This window comes from Streptacidiphilus carbonis (genome assembly GCF_000787775.1).
GTDB lineage: Bacteria > Actinomycetota > Actinomycetes > Streptomycetales > Streptomycetaceae > Streptacidiphilus > Streptacidiphilus carbonis.
Map to the genome: position 1 here is coordinate 116,122 of NZ_BBPM01000015.1, position 15,512 is coordinate 131,633.

At 72.1% G+C, this 15,512-nt stretch carries 12 protein-coding genes; 2 read left to right on the forward strand and 10 right to left on the reverse strand.

The genetic code is table 11. From position 1 onward, the window contains the following. Window positions 1–141 precede the first annotated feature (141 nt). From TR46_RS14370 to TR46_RS14385, 4 genes are all read right to left on the reverse strand, one after another. Window positions 142–1,296, reverse strand: a complete 1,155-nt coding sequence (locus TR46_RS14370) for an ABC transporter ATP-binding protein (RefSeq protein WP_042399789.1) — start codon at window positions 1,294–1,296, stop codon at window positions 142–144. A gap of 63 nt (window positions 1,297–1,359) precedes the next feature. Beyond that, entirely contained in the window at window positions 1,360–2,229 is an 870-nt protein-coding gene (locus TR46_RS14375; protein WP_439654361.1) for an ABC transporter permease, read from the reverse strand. A gap of 23 nt (window positions 2,230–2,252) precedes the next feature. Next, a complete protein-coding gene (locus TR46_RS14380; RefSeq protein WP_042399934.1) occupies window positions 2,253–3,119 on the reverse strand; it encodes an ABC transporter permease in 867 nt (288 codons plus the stop codon). A gap of 59 nt (window positions 3,120–3,178) precedes the next feature. Then, a complete protein-coding gene (locus TR46_RS14385) occupies window positions 3,179–4,348 on the reverse strand; it encodes an ABC transporter substrate-binding protein (protein WP_042399793.1) in 1,170 nt (389 codons plus the stop codon). 264 nt (window positions 4,349–4,612) lie between these two features. On the opposite strand from TR46_RS14385, the gene TR46_RS14390 reads away from it, so the two are divergent. Then, window positions 4,613–5,350, forward strand: coding sequence for a GntR family transcriptional regulator (locus TR46_RS14390; protein ID WP_042399794.1), 738 nt, complete (start codon window positions 4,613–4,615; stop codon window positions 5,348–5,350). 7 nt (window positions 5,351–5,357) lie between these two features. On the opposite strand, the gene TR46_RS14395 is transcribed toward TR46_RS14390, so the two are convergent. The 3 genes from TR46_RS14395 to TR46_RS14405 all read right to left on the reverse strand — a co-directional run bounded on the left by TR46_RS14395 (window position 5,358) and on the right by TR46_RS14405 (window position 9,772). Next, window positions 5,358–6,584 (reverse strand): LCP family protein, encoded by a 1,227-nt coding sequence (locus TR46_RS14395; RefSeq protein ID WP_052432795.1) that lies wholly within the window; start codon window positions 6,582–6,584, stop codon window positions 5,358–5,360. A gap of 156 nt (window positions 6,585–6,740) precedes the next feature. Further along, on the reverse strand, window positions 6,741–8,141 hold the full coding sequence (locus tag TR46_RS14400) for an LCP family protein (RefSeq protein ID WP_084718483.1): 1,401 nt from the start codon (window positions 8,139–8,141) through the stop codon (window positions 6,741–6,743). Window positions 8,142–8,254: 113 nt separating this feature from the next. Further along, window positions 8,255–9,772 (reverse strand): LCP family protein, encoded by a 1,518-nt coding sequence (locus TR46_RS14405; RefSeq protein ID WP_084718484.1) that lies wholly within the window; start codon window positions 9,770–9,772, stop codon window positions 8,255–8,257. 154 nt (window positions 9,773–9,926) lie between these two features. On the opposite strand from TR46_RS14405, the gene TR46_RS14410 reads away from it, so the two are divergent. Then, a complete protein-coding gene (locus TR46_RS14410) occupies window positions 9,927–11,006 on the forward strand; it encodes a glycosyltransferase family 2 protein (RefSeq protein WP_042399797.1) in 1,080 nt (359 codons plus the stop codon). A 19-nt stretch (window positions 11,007–11,025) separates the two neighbouring features. On the opposite strand, the gene TR46_RS14415 is transcribed toward TR46_RS14410, so the two are convergent. From TR46_RS14415 to TR46_RS14425, 3 genes are all read right to left on the reverse strand, one after another. Beyond that, complete coding sequence (locus TR46_RS14415) at window positions 11,026–12,687, reverse strand: LCP family protein (RefSeq protein ID WP_042399800.1); 1,662 nt, start codon at window positions 12,685–12,687, stop codon at window positions 11,026–11,028. A 197-nt stretch (window positions 12,688–12,884) separates the two neighbouring features. Next, on the reverse strand, window positions 12,885–14,477 hold the full coding sequence (locus TR46_RS14420; RefSeq protein ID WP_052432797.1) for an LCP family protein: 1,593 nt from the start codon (window positions 14,475–14,477) through the stop codon (window positions 12,885–12,887). Between the two features lie 54 nt (window positions 14,478–14,531). Beyond that, the gene (locus TR46_RS14425) at window positions 14,532–15,428 is read right to left on the reverse strand and encodes a LytR C-terminal domain-containing protein (protein ID WP_052432798.1); all 897 of its coding nucleotides are present in this window, start codon (window positions 15,426–15,428) and stop codon (window positions 14,532–14,534) included. Between the last annotated feature and the right edge of the window lie 84 nt (window positions 15,429–15,512).

Genomic DNA, 15,512 nt, shown 5'->3' on the forward strand with positions numbered 1-15,512 from the left:
CGGGGGGGGGGGGGTGGGGGGGGTGGTGGTTCTGACGGATGGTCGGTTGCGGGCCGTAGTCGGCTGGCGCGCAGCCCCCAGGGGCGCGGGGAACTGCGCGACCAGCCCCCTACGGCCCGAGCCAGGATCCGTCAGAACCACCTAGGCGCGGGCGTCCACCAGGACGGGCCGCTCGGGGAGGGAGACGGTGACCCCGCTGCCGGCGGGGAGTGCGGCGGCCTCGTGGGTGGAGAGGTCGGCCTTGATGGTGCGGCCGTCCGGGAGCTGGACGGCGAGGCGCGTGACCGCGCCGAGGAAGGTACTGCCGGTGATGATCGCCCCGGTGCCCCCCTTGGCACTGAGCAGCACGTTCTCGGGGCGCACCAGGACCTCGACGTCCTGCTGCGCGGCGGTGCGCGCGCCGTCCACGGGCAGTCGCCGACCCAGCACCTCGACCGTGCCGGGGTCCTCGCCGACGCGTCCGGGGATCCGGTTCATGGTGCCGACGAACTCGGCGACGAACGCGGTGGTGGGGCGGGCGTAGAGCTCCGCGGGGGCGGCGCACTGCTCCAGGCGTCCGGCGTGCATCACCGCGACCCGGTCGGCCATCGACAGCGCCTCCTCCTGGTCGTGGGTGACGAAGAGGGTGGTGATGCCGAGCTCCTGCTGGAGCCGGCGGATCTCCTCACGCAGCGTCAGCCGGACCTTGGCGTCCAGGGCGGACAGCGGCTCGTCGAGCAGCAGCACGCGCGGGCGCAGGGCCAGGGCGCGCGCCAGCGCGATCCGCTGCTGCTGGCCGCCGGAGAGCTGGTGCGGGTAGCGGTCGCCGAACTGCGGCAGGCCGACCAGCTCCAGCAGTTCGTCGGCGCGCTTGCGGCGCTCGGCGCTGCCGATGGGGCGGCGCGAAGCGCGTCGAACAGGGGCGGTGGTCGGGCGGGGGGCTGGCCGCATCTTCAGTCCGAAGGCGACGTTGTCGCGTGCGTTCAGGTGCGGGAACAGGCTGTAGGACTGGAACACCATGCCGGCGTCGCGGCGGTGCGCCGGTATCCCGGTGATGTCGCTGTCGTCCACCAGGACCGCGCCCGAGTCGGGGGTCTCGAAGCCGGCCACCATCCGCAGCGCGGTGGTCTTGCCGCAGCCCGAGGGGCCGAGCAGGGCCAGCAGTTCGCCGGGCCGGACGGTCAGGTCGAAACCGTCCAGGGCGGTGCTGGCCCCGAAGCTGCGGCGCAGGCCGCGGAACTCGACGGTGGCGCCGGTGGTGCCGCTCTTGGCAGCGTTGTCAGTGGGGGCTGCTACAACGGGAGTCGTGTCGGTCATCTGGGGCTCCGGGTCGGCGGGGCTGTCGGCGTGGTCGCTGTCGGCGTGGTCACAGGGCGGCGCTCACTGATGGGTGGGGGTCGAGGAGGAACGGCGGGAGCCGCCCGCCGACATGACGAGCAGCAGCAGCCAGGTGAGCACCAGGCTGACGATCGAGACGGCGATGGTCACCGGTCCCTGCCCGGCCGCGTTTCCGTTGACGATCCAGACCGCGAAGGGGGTGAAGCCCAGGATCGAGGAGACGGTGAACTCCCCGAGCACCAGCGCCAGGGTGAGGAACGCGGTGTTCATCAGGGCGCCGCGGAGGTTGGGCAGGATCACCGTGACGATGGCGCGGGCCCGTCCCGCCCCGTTGTTCTGCGCGGCCTCCAGCAGGGTGCGCACGTCCAGGGCCCGCATCCCGGCGTCCAGGGTGCGGTACGCCAGCGGCAGGGCCATCACCGTGTAGGCGAGCAGCAGGATCACCGGGAAGGCGGGGTTCTGGATGTCGATCAGCAGTTGCTGGACGAAGGTCGTCTGTCCGGGGACCATGCTGTCGCTGCCCCACTTGAGCACGTCGGTGAAGCCCGCGGTGAGCGCGATCGCGGGGACGACCAGCGGCAGGGTGCAGACCACCTCGACCACGGTGCGCAGCCGCGGGCCGCCGAGCCGGACCGCGACCACGGCCGGCACCAGCAGCAGGTAGACCAGCGCGATGGTGGCCGCGGCGAGCTCCAGCGAGAGCCGCAGCGCGGGCCACAGGCCGGCCACGCCGAAGATCTGGCTGTAGGCGCTGAGGTTGAGGCCCTTCACCGGGTCGTCCACGGTGAACAGGAAGGTGGCGGCGATCGGGACGACGAAGTACAGCCCGAAGACCACCAGTACGGCGGCACGGCCGAAACGCGGACGGCCGCGGCGGCGCGCGGACTTCTGCGCGCCGGGCGGCGGGTCCATCGCCTTGGTCAGGGTTGCTGCGGTCATACCAGCCATCGGGCGCTCCGGCGTTGCAGGGGCAGGTAAACGACCATCACCAGGGCGGCGATGACCACCATGTCCAGGCTCATGGCCAGGGCGACATTGCTGGCGTCGGCGGCCACGTTGCCGTTGAGGGCGTTGGCGATCTGCAGGGTGATCAGCGGCACCGACGCGCCGACCATGGCGGCGGCGGTCGCGTAGGCCGCGAAGGCGGTGCCGAAGAGCAGCACGAATCCGCCGAGCAGCGAGGGGGCCAGCACCGGCAGCGCCACATGGCGCCAGTACTGCCACAGCGTCGCGCCGTTGTTCTGGGCGGCCTCGCGCCACTGGCGGCGCAGCCCGTCCAGCGAGGGGAGCACGCTGAGCACCATCAGCGGCACGAGGAAGTAGAGGTAGACCAGGGTCAGGCCCCAGAAGGTGTAGAGGCTCCACCCCGCGTCCTTGAGGTGCAGGTGCGTGGTCAGCACCCCGGCGTTGCCCAGGGTGGCGATGAAGGCGAAGGCCAGCGGCACGCCGCCGAAGTTGGCGAGCACGCCGGAGGCGCTGAGCACGGCGTGCCGCAGCGCCTTGAACCGGGAGGTCACCACGGCCTGGGCGAGCAGCAGCCCGCCTACGGTGCCGATCAGCGCCGAGACCGCGGACAGCTTGACGCTGCCCGTCAGCGCGGTCAGGTAGCCGCCCTGGAGCGAGGCGGTGATGTTGCCGGTGGTGAAGGTGGAGGCGGTGCCGGGGGCACTGGTGGCGGTGTTGGTGTAGAACGCACCGTGGGCCATGGCGACGGCGGGGATGCCGAACGCCACGGCGACGAAGAGCAGCAGCGGGACGACGGCGAGGCGCCCCGCCGCCGCCCGGCGCAGCACGCTGAGCACGCTGCCCGGGCGGCGGAGGGGCGCGACGGCCCCGTCCTGGAGAGCGGGGTCGGCGGTGCTCACCCGGAGATGGCCTTCGCCCAGCCGGCCGCGAGCACGGCCTTGGCCTTGGTGGTCTGGTCCGTGGACGGGAAGGTCGGGGTGCCGGAGACGGCGGGCAGCTTGGCGGCGGCGGCCGTGTCCAGGGTGCCGGCGGTCTTCATGGCGTCCATCTCGGCCGGTCGGGCGAAGCCGCCGAGGAACAGGTTCTGGCCCTCGGCGCTGTAGAGGTACTCCTCCCACAGCCGCGCGGCGGCCGGGTGCGGCGCCCACTTGTTGACGGCCTGGTTGTAGTAGTTGGCGTACAGGCCGTCGGTCGGGACGTTGACCTGCCAGTTGATGCCCTTGGACTTGAACTCGGCGGAGTAGCCGGCGTTGAGGTAGTCCCAGTCGATGGTGATCGGGGTCTCACCGGACTCGACGGTGCTCTGCTTGGCCTGCACCGGGTTGAAGTTGCCGGCCTTCTTCAGCTTGGTGAAGAAGTCCAGGCCGGGCTGGATGTTGTCGAGGCTGCCGCCGTTGGCGAGGGCGGCCGCGTAGACGCCGGCGAAGGCCGCGCCGGCCTGGGTCGGGTCGCCGTTCAGCGCGACCATGCCCTTGTACTCGGGCTTGAGCAGGTCGGCGAAGGTCTTCGGGCAGTCCTTGACCTTGGTCTCGTTGCAGCCGATGGAGACGTAGCCGCCGTAGTCGAAGGTCCAGGAGCCGTCGGTGGCGGCCTGCCCGGCCGGGATGGAGGAGAAGGTGGCGACCTTGTACGGGGCGAACAGGCCCTGCTTGGCGCCGCTGAGGGCGAACGCGCCGCCGAGGTCCATCACGTCGGGCGCGCGGCCCTGGTCCTTGCGGGTGGTGACGGCGTTGATCTCGTCCTGGCTGGAACCCTCGGGGTTCTCGTCGTTGATCTTGATGCCGTACTTCTTGGTGAAGCCGTCCATGATCGCGCCGTAGTTGGCCCAGTCGCGCGGAAGGGTGATCGCGTTGAGCGAGCCCTCCTTCTTGGCGGCCGCGATCAGGGCGTCCATGCCCCCGAGGTCGGCCGCGGAGGTCGCGGTGGCAGCGCTCTTGGTACCAGTGCCGGCGGAGGATCCGGCTGCGGCGGTCGTCGGCGTAGAGGAACCACAGGCGCTGACAGCGAGCGCTGCGGCCGCAAGGACGCCGGCAAGGGCGGCGGCCCGGGTGCGGGAGGGGGTCACGAGGTCTCCTGACGAGGCGTCTGAAAGGCGAGACTTGTTCGGACAAGCTGGAGACAGTACGCCCGAGCATGATGACGCGACGGTTAACGTGACGTGGACGGTGCCGTTCCGACGGCTGTCGTTATCCCGTGTTCTGGACCGGTGTTTCACGCCCAACGCAGGTAACGGTACGATCACGCAGTCGACCGCCCCGGGGCCGCACTGGCGGCCCTGGGGTGACAGCACTGTGCACAATCCAACCGCACCCACAGGGAGGTTCCCACGGTGGCAGCACGCCACGAGGAGATCGCCGAGGAGCTCCGCCGCGCGATTGACCGCGGCGAGTACCCCGTCGGCGGCACCCTCCCCACCGAGAGCGACCTCGCCGCCCGCTACGAGGTGTCCCGGGGCACGGTCCGCCAGGCCGTCGCCGCGCTGACCTCCGAGGGCCGGATCGGATCCCGCCAGGGCGCCCGCCGGGTGGTCCTCGGCAACCGCCGCAGCCAGAGCTTCGCCGAGCTGCGCAGCTTCGCCCAGTGGGCCGGGGCGATGGGGCGCACCGCGACCGGGCAGGTGATCGAGCAGTTCCGCCGCCCGGCCAGCGACGAGGAGGTCGAGCGGCTGCAGCTGGCCGCCGGCGCCGAGGTGCTCCAGGTGCTCCGGGTCCGCGGCCTGGACGGCGAGCCCGTCCTGGTCGAGCGCAACGCCTATCCGATCTGGGTGGCCGAGGCGGTCGAGCGGCTCCCGGCCGACTGCGAGTCGGTGGTCCAGGCCCTCTACGACGACGTCGGCATCATCTTCGCCTACGGCGAGCACACCATCGACGCCGTCGCCGCGGGGACCCAGGACGCCGAACTGCTGGGCATCCGCCGGGGCGGACCGCTGCTGCGGATCCGCCGGACCACCACCACCCATGCCGGGCGGCCGATCGAGTGGTCCGACGACCGCTACCGCCCGGGTTCGGTCAGCTTTGCCGTCGCCAACTCCATCGGCTCCAACCCCCTTGCACGGCACGTGGGTTGACGCGAAGTCAATTTCCCTTGGTGCCCGACGGGTTGCTCGCGGTGGTGATTGGCCGGTCATTCTGGATCTCGTCGAACAGGGCCGCCGAACCACTGGGGGACCACAGCACCGCGGAGGCTCCGCCGGGTGTGGTGTAGTCCTGCGTCGCCAGCGGCACCGTCACGGTCTTCCCGCCCGGCCCGCTGACCCTGTGCATCTGCAGGCCGAACTGGCTCAGCGTCCACATCCCGGTGCCCTGGTCCACCCTCAGCGAGTCCAGCGCGGCGCTCAGGAACGGGTACAGGGTGAACGGGTTCAGCCAGGTGCCGGGCCTGACCACCTGCTTGGCCATGGCCTGCAGGAACCGCTGCTGGTTCTGGATCCGGCTCAGGTCCGAGTCGGGCAGCGAGTAGCGGGTGCGCACCAGCTGCAGCGACTGGGTGCCGTTGAGGGTCTGGCAGCCCGCCTTGAGGTCGGCGCCCGACTTGGCGTCCTTGACCGGGGCGGACAGGCAGATCGGCACCCCGCCCAGCGAGTTCACGATGTCGACCACCCCGGTGAAGCCGACCTCGGTGTAGTGGTCCAGATGGATGCCGGTGGTCGTCTCCACCGTCTTCACCAGCAGTTGCGGGCCGCCGGCCGCGAAGGCGGCGTTGATCTTGTCCTTGTGGGCGGAGTGCGCGGTGCCTCGGCTGTCGGTGTAGCCGGGGACGGTGACGTAGGAATCGCGCGGGATGCTCATCAGCACCGGGCCGTTGGCGCCCTTGTGCAGCACCATGACGGTGTCGGTGTTGACCCCGGTGTCGGAGCCGACGTGCAGCTCCTGCTGCTGACGGGCGGTCAGCCCGGCCCGGCTGTCCGAGCCGACGATCAGCCAGTTGGTGCCGGGCCCGTTCGCCGGGCGCCCGCTGTAGTCGGTGATCGCGGACACCTTGGCGAGCTTGCCGTCGGCCCAGATCCAGGTGGCGGCCACGAGCAGCAGCAACAGCGCGACCAGCACGGCCAGCAGGAGCAGCAGCGACTTCCAACGGCTGCGCCGGCGCTTGGGCTTCCCCGCGGGCCCCTGGCCGGGCTCCTGGCCGGATCCCTGCCCTGATCCGTGTTCAGGCCCCCGTTCAGCCCTCCTACCGCGCCGGCCGGCCCGGTAGGCGCCGCCGGCCGAGGGGTCGGCCTGCTCCTCGGGCACCCCGCCGAGCCTGGCGGCCTGCGCCCGCGGCGACAGCTCGGGCGGCAGGGGTTCCTCGGGGCCGGTCATGGTCCGATCATCGGCTCCACCGGGCGGAAAGCGAACGGGGCGCACGGCGGCGGGCCGGAAATTGGCCCGTCCGCCGTACGCCCCGCTCGCTTTCCGACGGTCCGCCGTGCGCCCCCTGCGCCCCCTGCGGTGTCGCCGGGGTGGGCCCGAGGCCGGTCAGCTGGAGAAGGTCGGCACGGTGCTGTCGTTCTTGAAGGCGTTGAAGACCTGCTCCGCCTCGTTCATGTTCCACTTCACCGCGTCCCCGTCGGACGCGGTGGGGTAGTTGGCGTTGGCGATCGGCACGGTGATGGTCTTGCCCTTGCCGCTCTGGACGTCCTTCATCGCGAAGAACATCGAGCCCAGGTCGGTGAGGCCGGTGTTGTTGTCCACGGTCAGCAGCGACAGGCCGCTGTCCAGGGTCGGGTAGAGGGTGAACGGGTTCAGCAGGGTGCCCGCCGAGGTCGCCTTGTGCGACAGCGCCGACAGGAACTGCTGCTGGTGCTTCATCCGGGCCAGGTCCTGGCTGGCCTCCTGGTGCCGCTCGCGGACGAAGGCCAGCGACTGGGCGCCGTTCAGGGTCTGGCAGCCGGCCTTGAGGTTGGCGCCCGAGGCCTTGTCGACGATCGCCTTGTCCAGGCACATGTCGATGCCGCCGAGGTCGTTGACCACATTGACGAAGCCGGAGAAGCCGATCTCGGCGTAGTGGTCGATGTGGATGCCGGTGTTGTACTCCAGCGTCTGCACCATCAGCGTGCCGCCGCCCTCGGCGTAGGCGGCGTTGATCTTGTGCTTGGCGGAGCTGTGCTTGACGCCCTTGCTGTCGGTCCAGGCGGGGATGGTGACGTAGGAGTCGCGCGGGATGCTCATCAGCGTGTTCCCGTTGGACCCGCTGTGCAGGATCATCATCGAGTCGGTGCGCGCACCGGTGTCGTACCCGGTGTGCAGCGCCTGCTGCTGCGCCTTGCTCAGGCCCTCCCGGCTGTCCGAGCCGATGATCAGCCAGTTGGTGCCCTTGCCGGCGGCCGGGCGGCCCGCGTAGTCGACCAGCACATTGCTGTGGTTGAGCTTGGAGTCGGCCCAGAAGTAGGTGCCGACGCTCACCACCAGCAGCACCAGCACCAGCGTGAACAGGCTGAAGCGGATCTTGCGGCTGCGGGACCACTTGCGCCGCCCGGGTCCGGTCCCGGCCCCGTTGCCGCCGCCGGGTCCGCCGGGGCCGCTCGGCCGGGTGCCGCGGCCGGGGCCGCGCGGGTCCAGCTCCGGCGGCAGCCCGCCGGCGGGCGAGCCCTGCTGCGGCACCGGACGGCCCCCCACCTGCTGCCCGGAGCGCCGGCCGGCACCCGGACCGCGCGGGTTGAGCTCGGGCGGCAGCGGCTGCCGGCCCTGGTCGTAGCCGCCCTGGCCCTGGCCGCGCGAGCCCTGGCCGCCCTGGCCGTACCCGCTCTGGCCGTACCCGCTCTGGCCCTGGCCACCCTGGCCCGGCCTACTGGTGCGGGTCTCCCATCCGCTGATGTCGCCGCCGCCGGCGTTCCGGCGTGCGCTGGACCCGTTGTCCCACCCGTCGTGCGTCGTCATACGCCCGAGGATGCCCTGTTTTTCTGTCTGTCAGGTACGGAGAAGGCCGCCTCGGGCAGGCTGTAGCCGTTTTGATGCATCGCGGTGAAGGCCCCGTGGCGGTGTCCCGGCGATCAGGTGCAGATGACGTCGTCGCCCCGGGTCGCGGCGATCGGCGGGGCTTTGGCGGGGCTGCTGCCGCTGGGAGCAGGGGTGCTCGCGGCGGGGACGGGGGCCGGCGCCTTCACCTTGGCGACTCCGGTGAAATCCTTACCCAGAACCACCTGCAGGGTGTCGCCCAGCTGCGGCACCGCCACCAGCTGGGCCCCGGGCAGGGCGGCGGCCAGCGTCCTCACCGACTCGTCCCAGCGGGGGTCGTAGCGGATCACGGTCCGCGCCGCGGTGTCCGGGCCGGCGGCGTTGCTGGCGTAGCCGCTGGTCGCGAACCCGTCGGCGCGCAGCAGCAGGTCGGCCCTGGCGCCCAGCCCGGTGACCCCGGAGCCGTTCTGCACCTGCACCCGTACCTGCCCCGGTGCGACCCGCACCTGGACCGGCGCCTTCCCGGCGGCGGCGCTGCCGCGCGCCGAGGGCGAGGGCGAGGCCGACGGTTTGCGCGCGGGCGGCGTCAGCGGCCGGTCCGCACGCAGCGCGGCGAACAGTTCGGCGGCCCGCGGCTTGTCCCACAGCACGGTGGAGCCCCAGCCGGGGACCTGGTGGTCGAGGTCCGACAGCGGCACGGTCGCGAAGGAGGCCGAGGAGGGCCGCAGGTCCTTCATCCGGGTGGCCAGCGCCAGCAGGTCCTTGCCGCTGAGCCCCTCGTCGGCCTTGACCGAACCCAGCACCGTGGAGAGCACCCGCTGCAGCCTGAGCGGGTTGAGCAGCGTCCCCGACCCGGTCGCCTGCTCGATGACCTGGGCGACGAACTTCTGCTGGCGCTGCATCCGCCCCAGGTCCGCGGTGGGGTCCACATAGCGTGCGCGGACGTACTTCAGCGCGGTCGCCCCGTCCAGCCTGGTAGTCCCGGCCGGGAGGTCCAGCCCCGACTTGGGGTCGTGCAGCGGCCGGTCCGTGCACACCGGGACGCCGCCCAGGGCGTCGACGGTGCTGACGAAGCTGAGGAAGTTGAGCTGCAGGTAGTGGTCGATGCGCAGGCCGGTGGCCTGTTCGACGGTGGCCACGGTCAGCGGGGGCCCGCCCATGCCGTAGGCGGCGTTGATCTTGCCCATGGAGTCCGGGACCGCCTGCCGGGTCGCCAGGTCCTGGTGGGCCGGGATGTCGACAAAGCTGTCGCGCGGGATGCTGACCACGCTGGCCCCCTCCCCGGAGGCGGACAGGTGCACCAGCATCATGGTGTCGGTGCAGTGGCAGGACTCCCCGCCGGCGTGCAGCGACTGCAGGGTCCGCTGGGGTACGCCGTCCCGGTCGTCGGTGCCCACGACCAGGATGTTCGTCGCGGCGTCGTCGGCCGGCCGGTGGCTGAGGCCGCCGAAGACGTTCACCCTGCCGATGGAGTCGCCCACGCCGCTGACCACGGCCCGGCCGATCCCGCTGGTGGCCAGCACCGCGCAGGACAGCGCCGCGGCGGTCCAGAGTACCCGGCGCCGCAGCGGCGAGGCGGGTGGCGGAGCTGGTTTCCGGGGCTCGGCAGGCATCCTTCGGATCGTAGGACGAGGTGGGCGCGGCACCGCGGAGCACCGCCGGGGTGTCGCGACTGTCACTCCGTCAGGTGGTCCTGCGGTGCCTGCGGCAGGGCTGTGCCGCAGCCCGTTCGGCGGTGGACGGCACCCACCGGTACGGTGGCCGCATATGAACGCCAATGCCGCCTCCAGCGCCTCCGGGGCGCAGCCGCTGCCGCCCGTCTCGGTGATCATGCCGGTGCTCGACGAGTCCCGGCACCTGCGTGACGCCGTCGGGCAGATCCTGGCCCAGGACTACCCCGCCCCACTCGAGGTGGTGATCGCCCTCGGCCCCTCGAAGGACGACACCGACCGGATCGCGGCCGAGCTGGTGGCCGAGACGGCGGGCAGCGACCGCGAGGTGCGGACCGTCCCCAACCCCGGCGGCCGTACCCCCGCGGCGCTCAACGCCGCGATCCGCGGCTCCCGCTTCCCGGTGGTGGTCCGGGTCGACGGCCACGGGCTGCTCACCCCCGGGTACATCGCCACCGCGGTCCGGCTGCTGGACACCACCGGCGCGGTCAACGTCGGCGGGATCATGCACGCCGAGGGCGAGACGGAGTGGGAGAAGGCCGTCGCCGCCGCGATGACCTCCCGGATCGGGGTCGGCAACGCGGCCTTCCACACCGGCGGCGAGGCGGCCCCGGCCGACACCGTCTACCTCGGGGTGTTCCGCCGCGAGGTACTGGAGCAGCTCGGCGGCTACAACGAGGAGTTCCTCCGCGCCCAGGACTGGGAGCTGAACTACCGGATCCGCCAGGACGGCGGCCTGATCTGGTTCACCCCCGAGCTCAGGGTCACCTACCGGCCGCGCCCCAGCATGCGGGCGCTGGCCCGGCAGTACCGGGACTACGGCCGCTGGCGCCGGGTGGTGTCCCGGTACCACAAGGGCTCGGTGAACCTGCGCTACCTGGCGCCGCCGGCCGCGGTCCTGGCCGTGGGCCTCGGCCTGGTCGGCGGGGTGCTGCTGCACCCGCTGCTGTTCGTGGCCCCGGGCGGCTACGCGGCGGCGATCCTGCTGGGCTCGCTGCGCGAGGGCCGCGGCCTCTCCTTCGCCGCCCGGGTCCGGCTTCCGCTGGCGCTGGCCACCATGCACATGTCCTGGGGCTGGGGCTTCCTGACCAGCCCCCGGTCGCTGGCCCGCCGCGTCATCGCCAGCACCGTCCCGGTGGCCGGCGCGGTCGACCGGGACGGCGCGCCGGCGCGCTGAGGCGCCGGCGGACGGTCCGTCAGAGCTTCGGCTGCGACGGGGGAGTGCTGCCCTTCCACTGGTAGTTGGGCATCACGTTCATGCAGCCGCTGTTGTCGTCGGCGTTCTTGGCGTGCGAGTCCTTCGGTACCGAGCCCTGCTTGGGCAGCGTGGTGCGGAAGTCGGCGCCGCTGGGCCAGTCCAGGCCGATGTCCAGGGTGATCCCGGTGGCGTCGGCCGACTGCTTCACCGCCGCGGCGGTAAGGTGCAGTGCCGTCGCGACCTCCGCGGCCTGGGCCTGCAGGGCGGCGGGGTAGGTCAGCGTGCTGGTCTTGGCCGCGGTGGCCGGGCTGCTGCCGGTCTTCGACCCGGTGAAACCCAGCGCCTTGAGCGAGGCCACCATGCCGGAGGCACGGTTGTCGAACTGGCCGGCGCTGGCGTTGACCACGGTGACCGGGAAGCTGCCCTTGGCGGGCGGCGGGGTCGCGCTCCTGGACGCGGACGGTGACGCCGACGCGGACGGTGCGGTCGAAGGGTTCGCCGAGGCCGAGGCGGAGGAGGCCGCGGTCGGCTCGGTGGTCAGCGGGATGTCGTTGGCGATCATCGAGAAGAGGTGCTGGGCCGCGCCGGGCTCGGGCACCAGCCAGGCGGTGGGGTTCTTCGGGTCCGCGACGTACGGCATGGTCACCGACTCGATCCGGTCCGTCTTCACCCCCTTGAGCTGGTCCGCCAGCCCGATCAGCTTGGGAACGCTTTTGAGGTTGTCCGAGAAGACGATGCTCTTGATCGCACTGTTCGCCAGGCTCAGCATCTTGCCCGGGTCGGTCACCGTTCCGTTCGAACGCAGGGTCCGGATCAGCGAGTTGAGGTACATGTGCTGGGCGTCGGCGCGACCGATGTCGCTGCCGTCCGGGGCGAAGGCGTGCCGGGTGCGCAGCCACTCCAGCGACTGCAGGGAGTTGAGCACGATGTGCTTGCCCGCGGCCAGGATCAGGTGGGAACCCTCGTCGTGCCGGCCGGTCTTGTCGGTGTAGACGTAGTTGTCGTCGATGTTCTGGTTGAGGCAGACCGGCACGCCGCCGACGGCGCCGGCCATGGCCACCACGCCGCTGAAGTCGATGGTCATCGTGTCGGTGATGGAGATGCCGGTCAGCGCCTCCACCGCGGCCTCGGTGCAGCCCGCACCGCCGCGGCCGAAGCTGGAGTTGATGATGTAGTGGATGGGCGTGTACTTGGTGCCGTTGACGGCCGTGCACGCGGGTATCTCCATGTCGGTGTCACGGGGGATGCTCAGCATGGACGCGTTGCTGCGGTCGGCGGAGACATGCAGGATGATCTCCACGTCCGCGTTGCCGGGGCCGCTGTCCGCACAGGACCCGCCGAGCGCGCAGTCCTCCGGCTTGTCCCTGGTGTCCGTGCCGATCAGCAGGATGTTCAGCGCGCTGTGGCCGTTGGCGTCCGTCTTCGGCGGCGGCAGCTTGTGGTCCCCGGCGAAGTGGCTGGTCCTGATGTTGCTGTTCAGGTACGACACATAGGCGTAGGCGCCCCCCGCGCCCAGCACCAGTACCCCGGCGGTTCCGAAAGCGGTGTACTTCGCTATTCGCTTCCCGCGCGGGGGCTTCTTGCGGCGACTGCTTTTCGCGGCCTTTCGGGCGGCCGCGCGGCCCTGGAACGCGGTCGATGATTCGTCTTCGTACGGCAAAGGCAGTTCGCCCCCCGGTGAGTCTCCGGGGCCGCCGCCACCCCCGAGGCGCGACCCGGCGGCCGCCTTCTCCCCTGCGCGCCGCCTGCCCGGACTATATCCATTCGAGACCGTCCGTACATCACCGAGTGTTCTTCCCTGCCAAATTCACAACCATGAGGAAAAAGGAGCTACCGGGACATTAGCGGCGCATTTCGTCACCAAGCGTAAACAGGGTTCACCTTTGCGCATTTGCTCTCGTCCCCGCTCTGCAGCGCCGCAGTGGTCGGCACCGCGCCGGGCGAAGGCGTCGCCACGGTCGGGAAGACCCTTCCGGAGGGCCAGTCGGAGCCCACCACCAGCAGCGGGCGCGGGGTGCCGGCCTGCTCCTGCAGGTCCGCGGCGGGCAGGTGCAGGGCCTCGGCGACGAGCCGGGCCCCGGCCGCGTCGTCGGGGGCGTAGCTGAGGGTGGTGGTGCGCTGGTGGGCGGGGGCGTTGAGGCCGTTGCGGGTGCGGGTGAAGCCATCGGCGCGCAGCGCCGAGGTGAGAGCGGTGGCCCGTCCGGCGATGCCGCTGCCGTTCTGCACGGTGAGGCGCACCTCGGCGGGGGCCGCCGCTGCGGCCGGGGCGGTCGGCGCGGAACCCGACGGGGCCGGGGCCGCCCCCGATGCCGAGGCGGAGGGGGAGCCGGCGGCCGGGGCGGCCGGCTTCCCGTGGGAGTCCAGCGGGATGTCGCCGCGCACCATCGAGAACAGCCGCTCCGCGTCGCCCGGCATCGGGATCACCCAGGACTTGGGGTTGCTCGGGTCCTCCGCGTACGGCATGGTCACCGTGGTCAGCCGGTCCGGCTGGAGCCCCTTCAGCTGGTCGGCGAGCCCGGCCAGCCTGCCCACGCTGTCCAGGCCGTCGTCCACGGTCAGCGCCTTGGTCGCGGCGTCGGCCAGGGACAGGATCCGGCCCGGGTCGGTGAGCGTCCCGGCCGAGCGCAGCCGGCGCAGCATCGAGGTCAGGTACATGTGCTGGACCTGGGTCCGGTACAGGTCGCTGCCGTCCCCGAAGCCGTGCCGGGTGCGCAGCCACTCCAGTGCCTGGACGCCCTTGACCACATGGGTGCCCCTGCTCAGCCGCAGGTGCGAATAGGGGTCGTCGACATTGCCCTGGGTGCAGACCGGCACCCCGCCCACCGCGTCGGCCATGCTCACCACGCCGCCGAAGTCGACCATCATGTAGTGGTCGATGTGAATGCCCGTCAGCTGGTGCCAGGTGTACACGGTGCAGCCGGGTCCGCCGTGCGACAGGCTGTCGGTGATCTGCTCGTGCGGCGACTCCGGATAGGACTTCCCGGTCGCCGGATCGGTGCAGGCCGGGATGTCGACCATGGTGTCGCGCGGAATGCTGATCAGCGAGGCGTTGCTGCGGTCCGCCGAGACATGCAGCAGGATCTCCACGTCGGCGTGGACCGGGCCGCCCACACTGGCCCTGGCCCCGCCCAGGGAGAGGTCCGCGGCGGTGTCCCGGGTGTCCGATCCGATCATCAGGATGTTCAGCGCGCTGTGCCCGCCGGCGTCCTCGGACGTGCTGCCCTGGTCGCCGAAGCTGAGCGCGCCGTGCTTGATGTTGCTGTCCAGGTACTGCACATAGCCCCAGGCGCAACCCGCGCCGATGAGCAGCAGCAGGGCGCAGCCCAGCGCGATCCGGCGGATCCGTAGCTGCGGTCGCCCGGCCGGCTCGTTCCTGCGTCGCCGCCCCGGGGGCTCGGCCTTGCGGCGTCGGGTGCTGGTCCGGTTGCTGCCGGGCTGGTTGCTGCTCATCGGCGGTGGCCTGCCTTCGTGCGTCTCGGGCGTCTGCGCCCGGTGCGCACCGGGCTAATGGCTGCCGCAGGCCGCCGTCGTCGAGGTGCCGGCAGCGGCCGCGGGGGTGGGAGCCGCGAACGGCTTGCCTATGCCGTGGAAGTCCTGACCCAGGGTCAGCACCATGGGGTCGCGCAGCCCGGTGGTCTTCCCGTCGCCGTGCAGGGCGGACGCGGGCAGGCCCATCGCCGCGGCCACGGTGCGGGCCTGGCTGATGTGGTCGGGCGCGTACACCAGGGAGGTGCTCGCGGTCCTGTCCGCCGGGCCGCCGTTGCTGGTGCGCAGCCACTTCTCGGTGTTCTGCATCCAGCTGAGCACCGACTCGGCCGCGCCCAGGGTGCCGCTGCCGTTCAGCACGGTCACCCGGGTGTCCAGCGGGGCGGCCTTCGCGCCGGCCAGGAAGCTGCCGGAGACGGCGGGTTCGGGCACGGGGACGGCAGCCCTGGTCGGCGCCGCGGAGCAACTGGCGCTCGGGCTCGCGGCGGCGCTCCCGGTCGACGCGGCCTGGGCGGAGCCGCCGTGGGCGCTCTCGACCAGGACGTAGATGCAGCCTCCGCCGACGAGCAGCAGGAAGCCGGCGACCCCGGCCAGCCAGGGCCCGCCCCGGGCCTGCTGCCGCCGCCGGGCGGCCCGGCGGGGCGGACGCGGTTCCGCCGCCGGAGTCCGAGCCGGTGCCGGCCTCGACGCGGGCGTCGAGTCGGGCGTGGACCCGGGTGTGGGCCAGGGGGCCGCCGCGGGGTGCCGCGGCGTCCGGTCCTGTGCCGGTCGCGGCGGTGCGGGCGGGGGCGGCTCGCCGGGCAGCCGCATCCGGTACTCCCCGGTCACCGGATCGAGGACCCAGAGGTCGGCAGGATCGACGGCTTCGACGCCGTCGAAGCCGGGATCCGCTCCCGTCCCATGGCCCCTCTGCACCCGCCGCTCCGCTCTCCTCAGCATGCGTCTGAGTCGGCCACACTAGCCGGTCTGCTCATGAGGCAGGTGCGGAGGGCGGTGGGG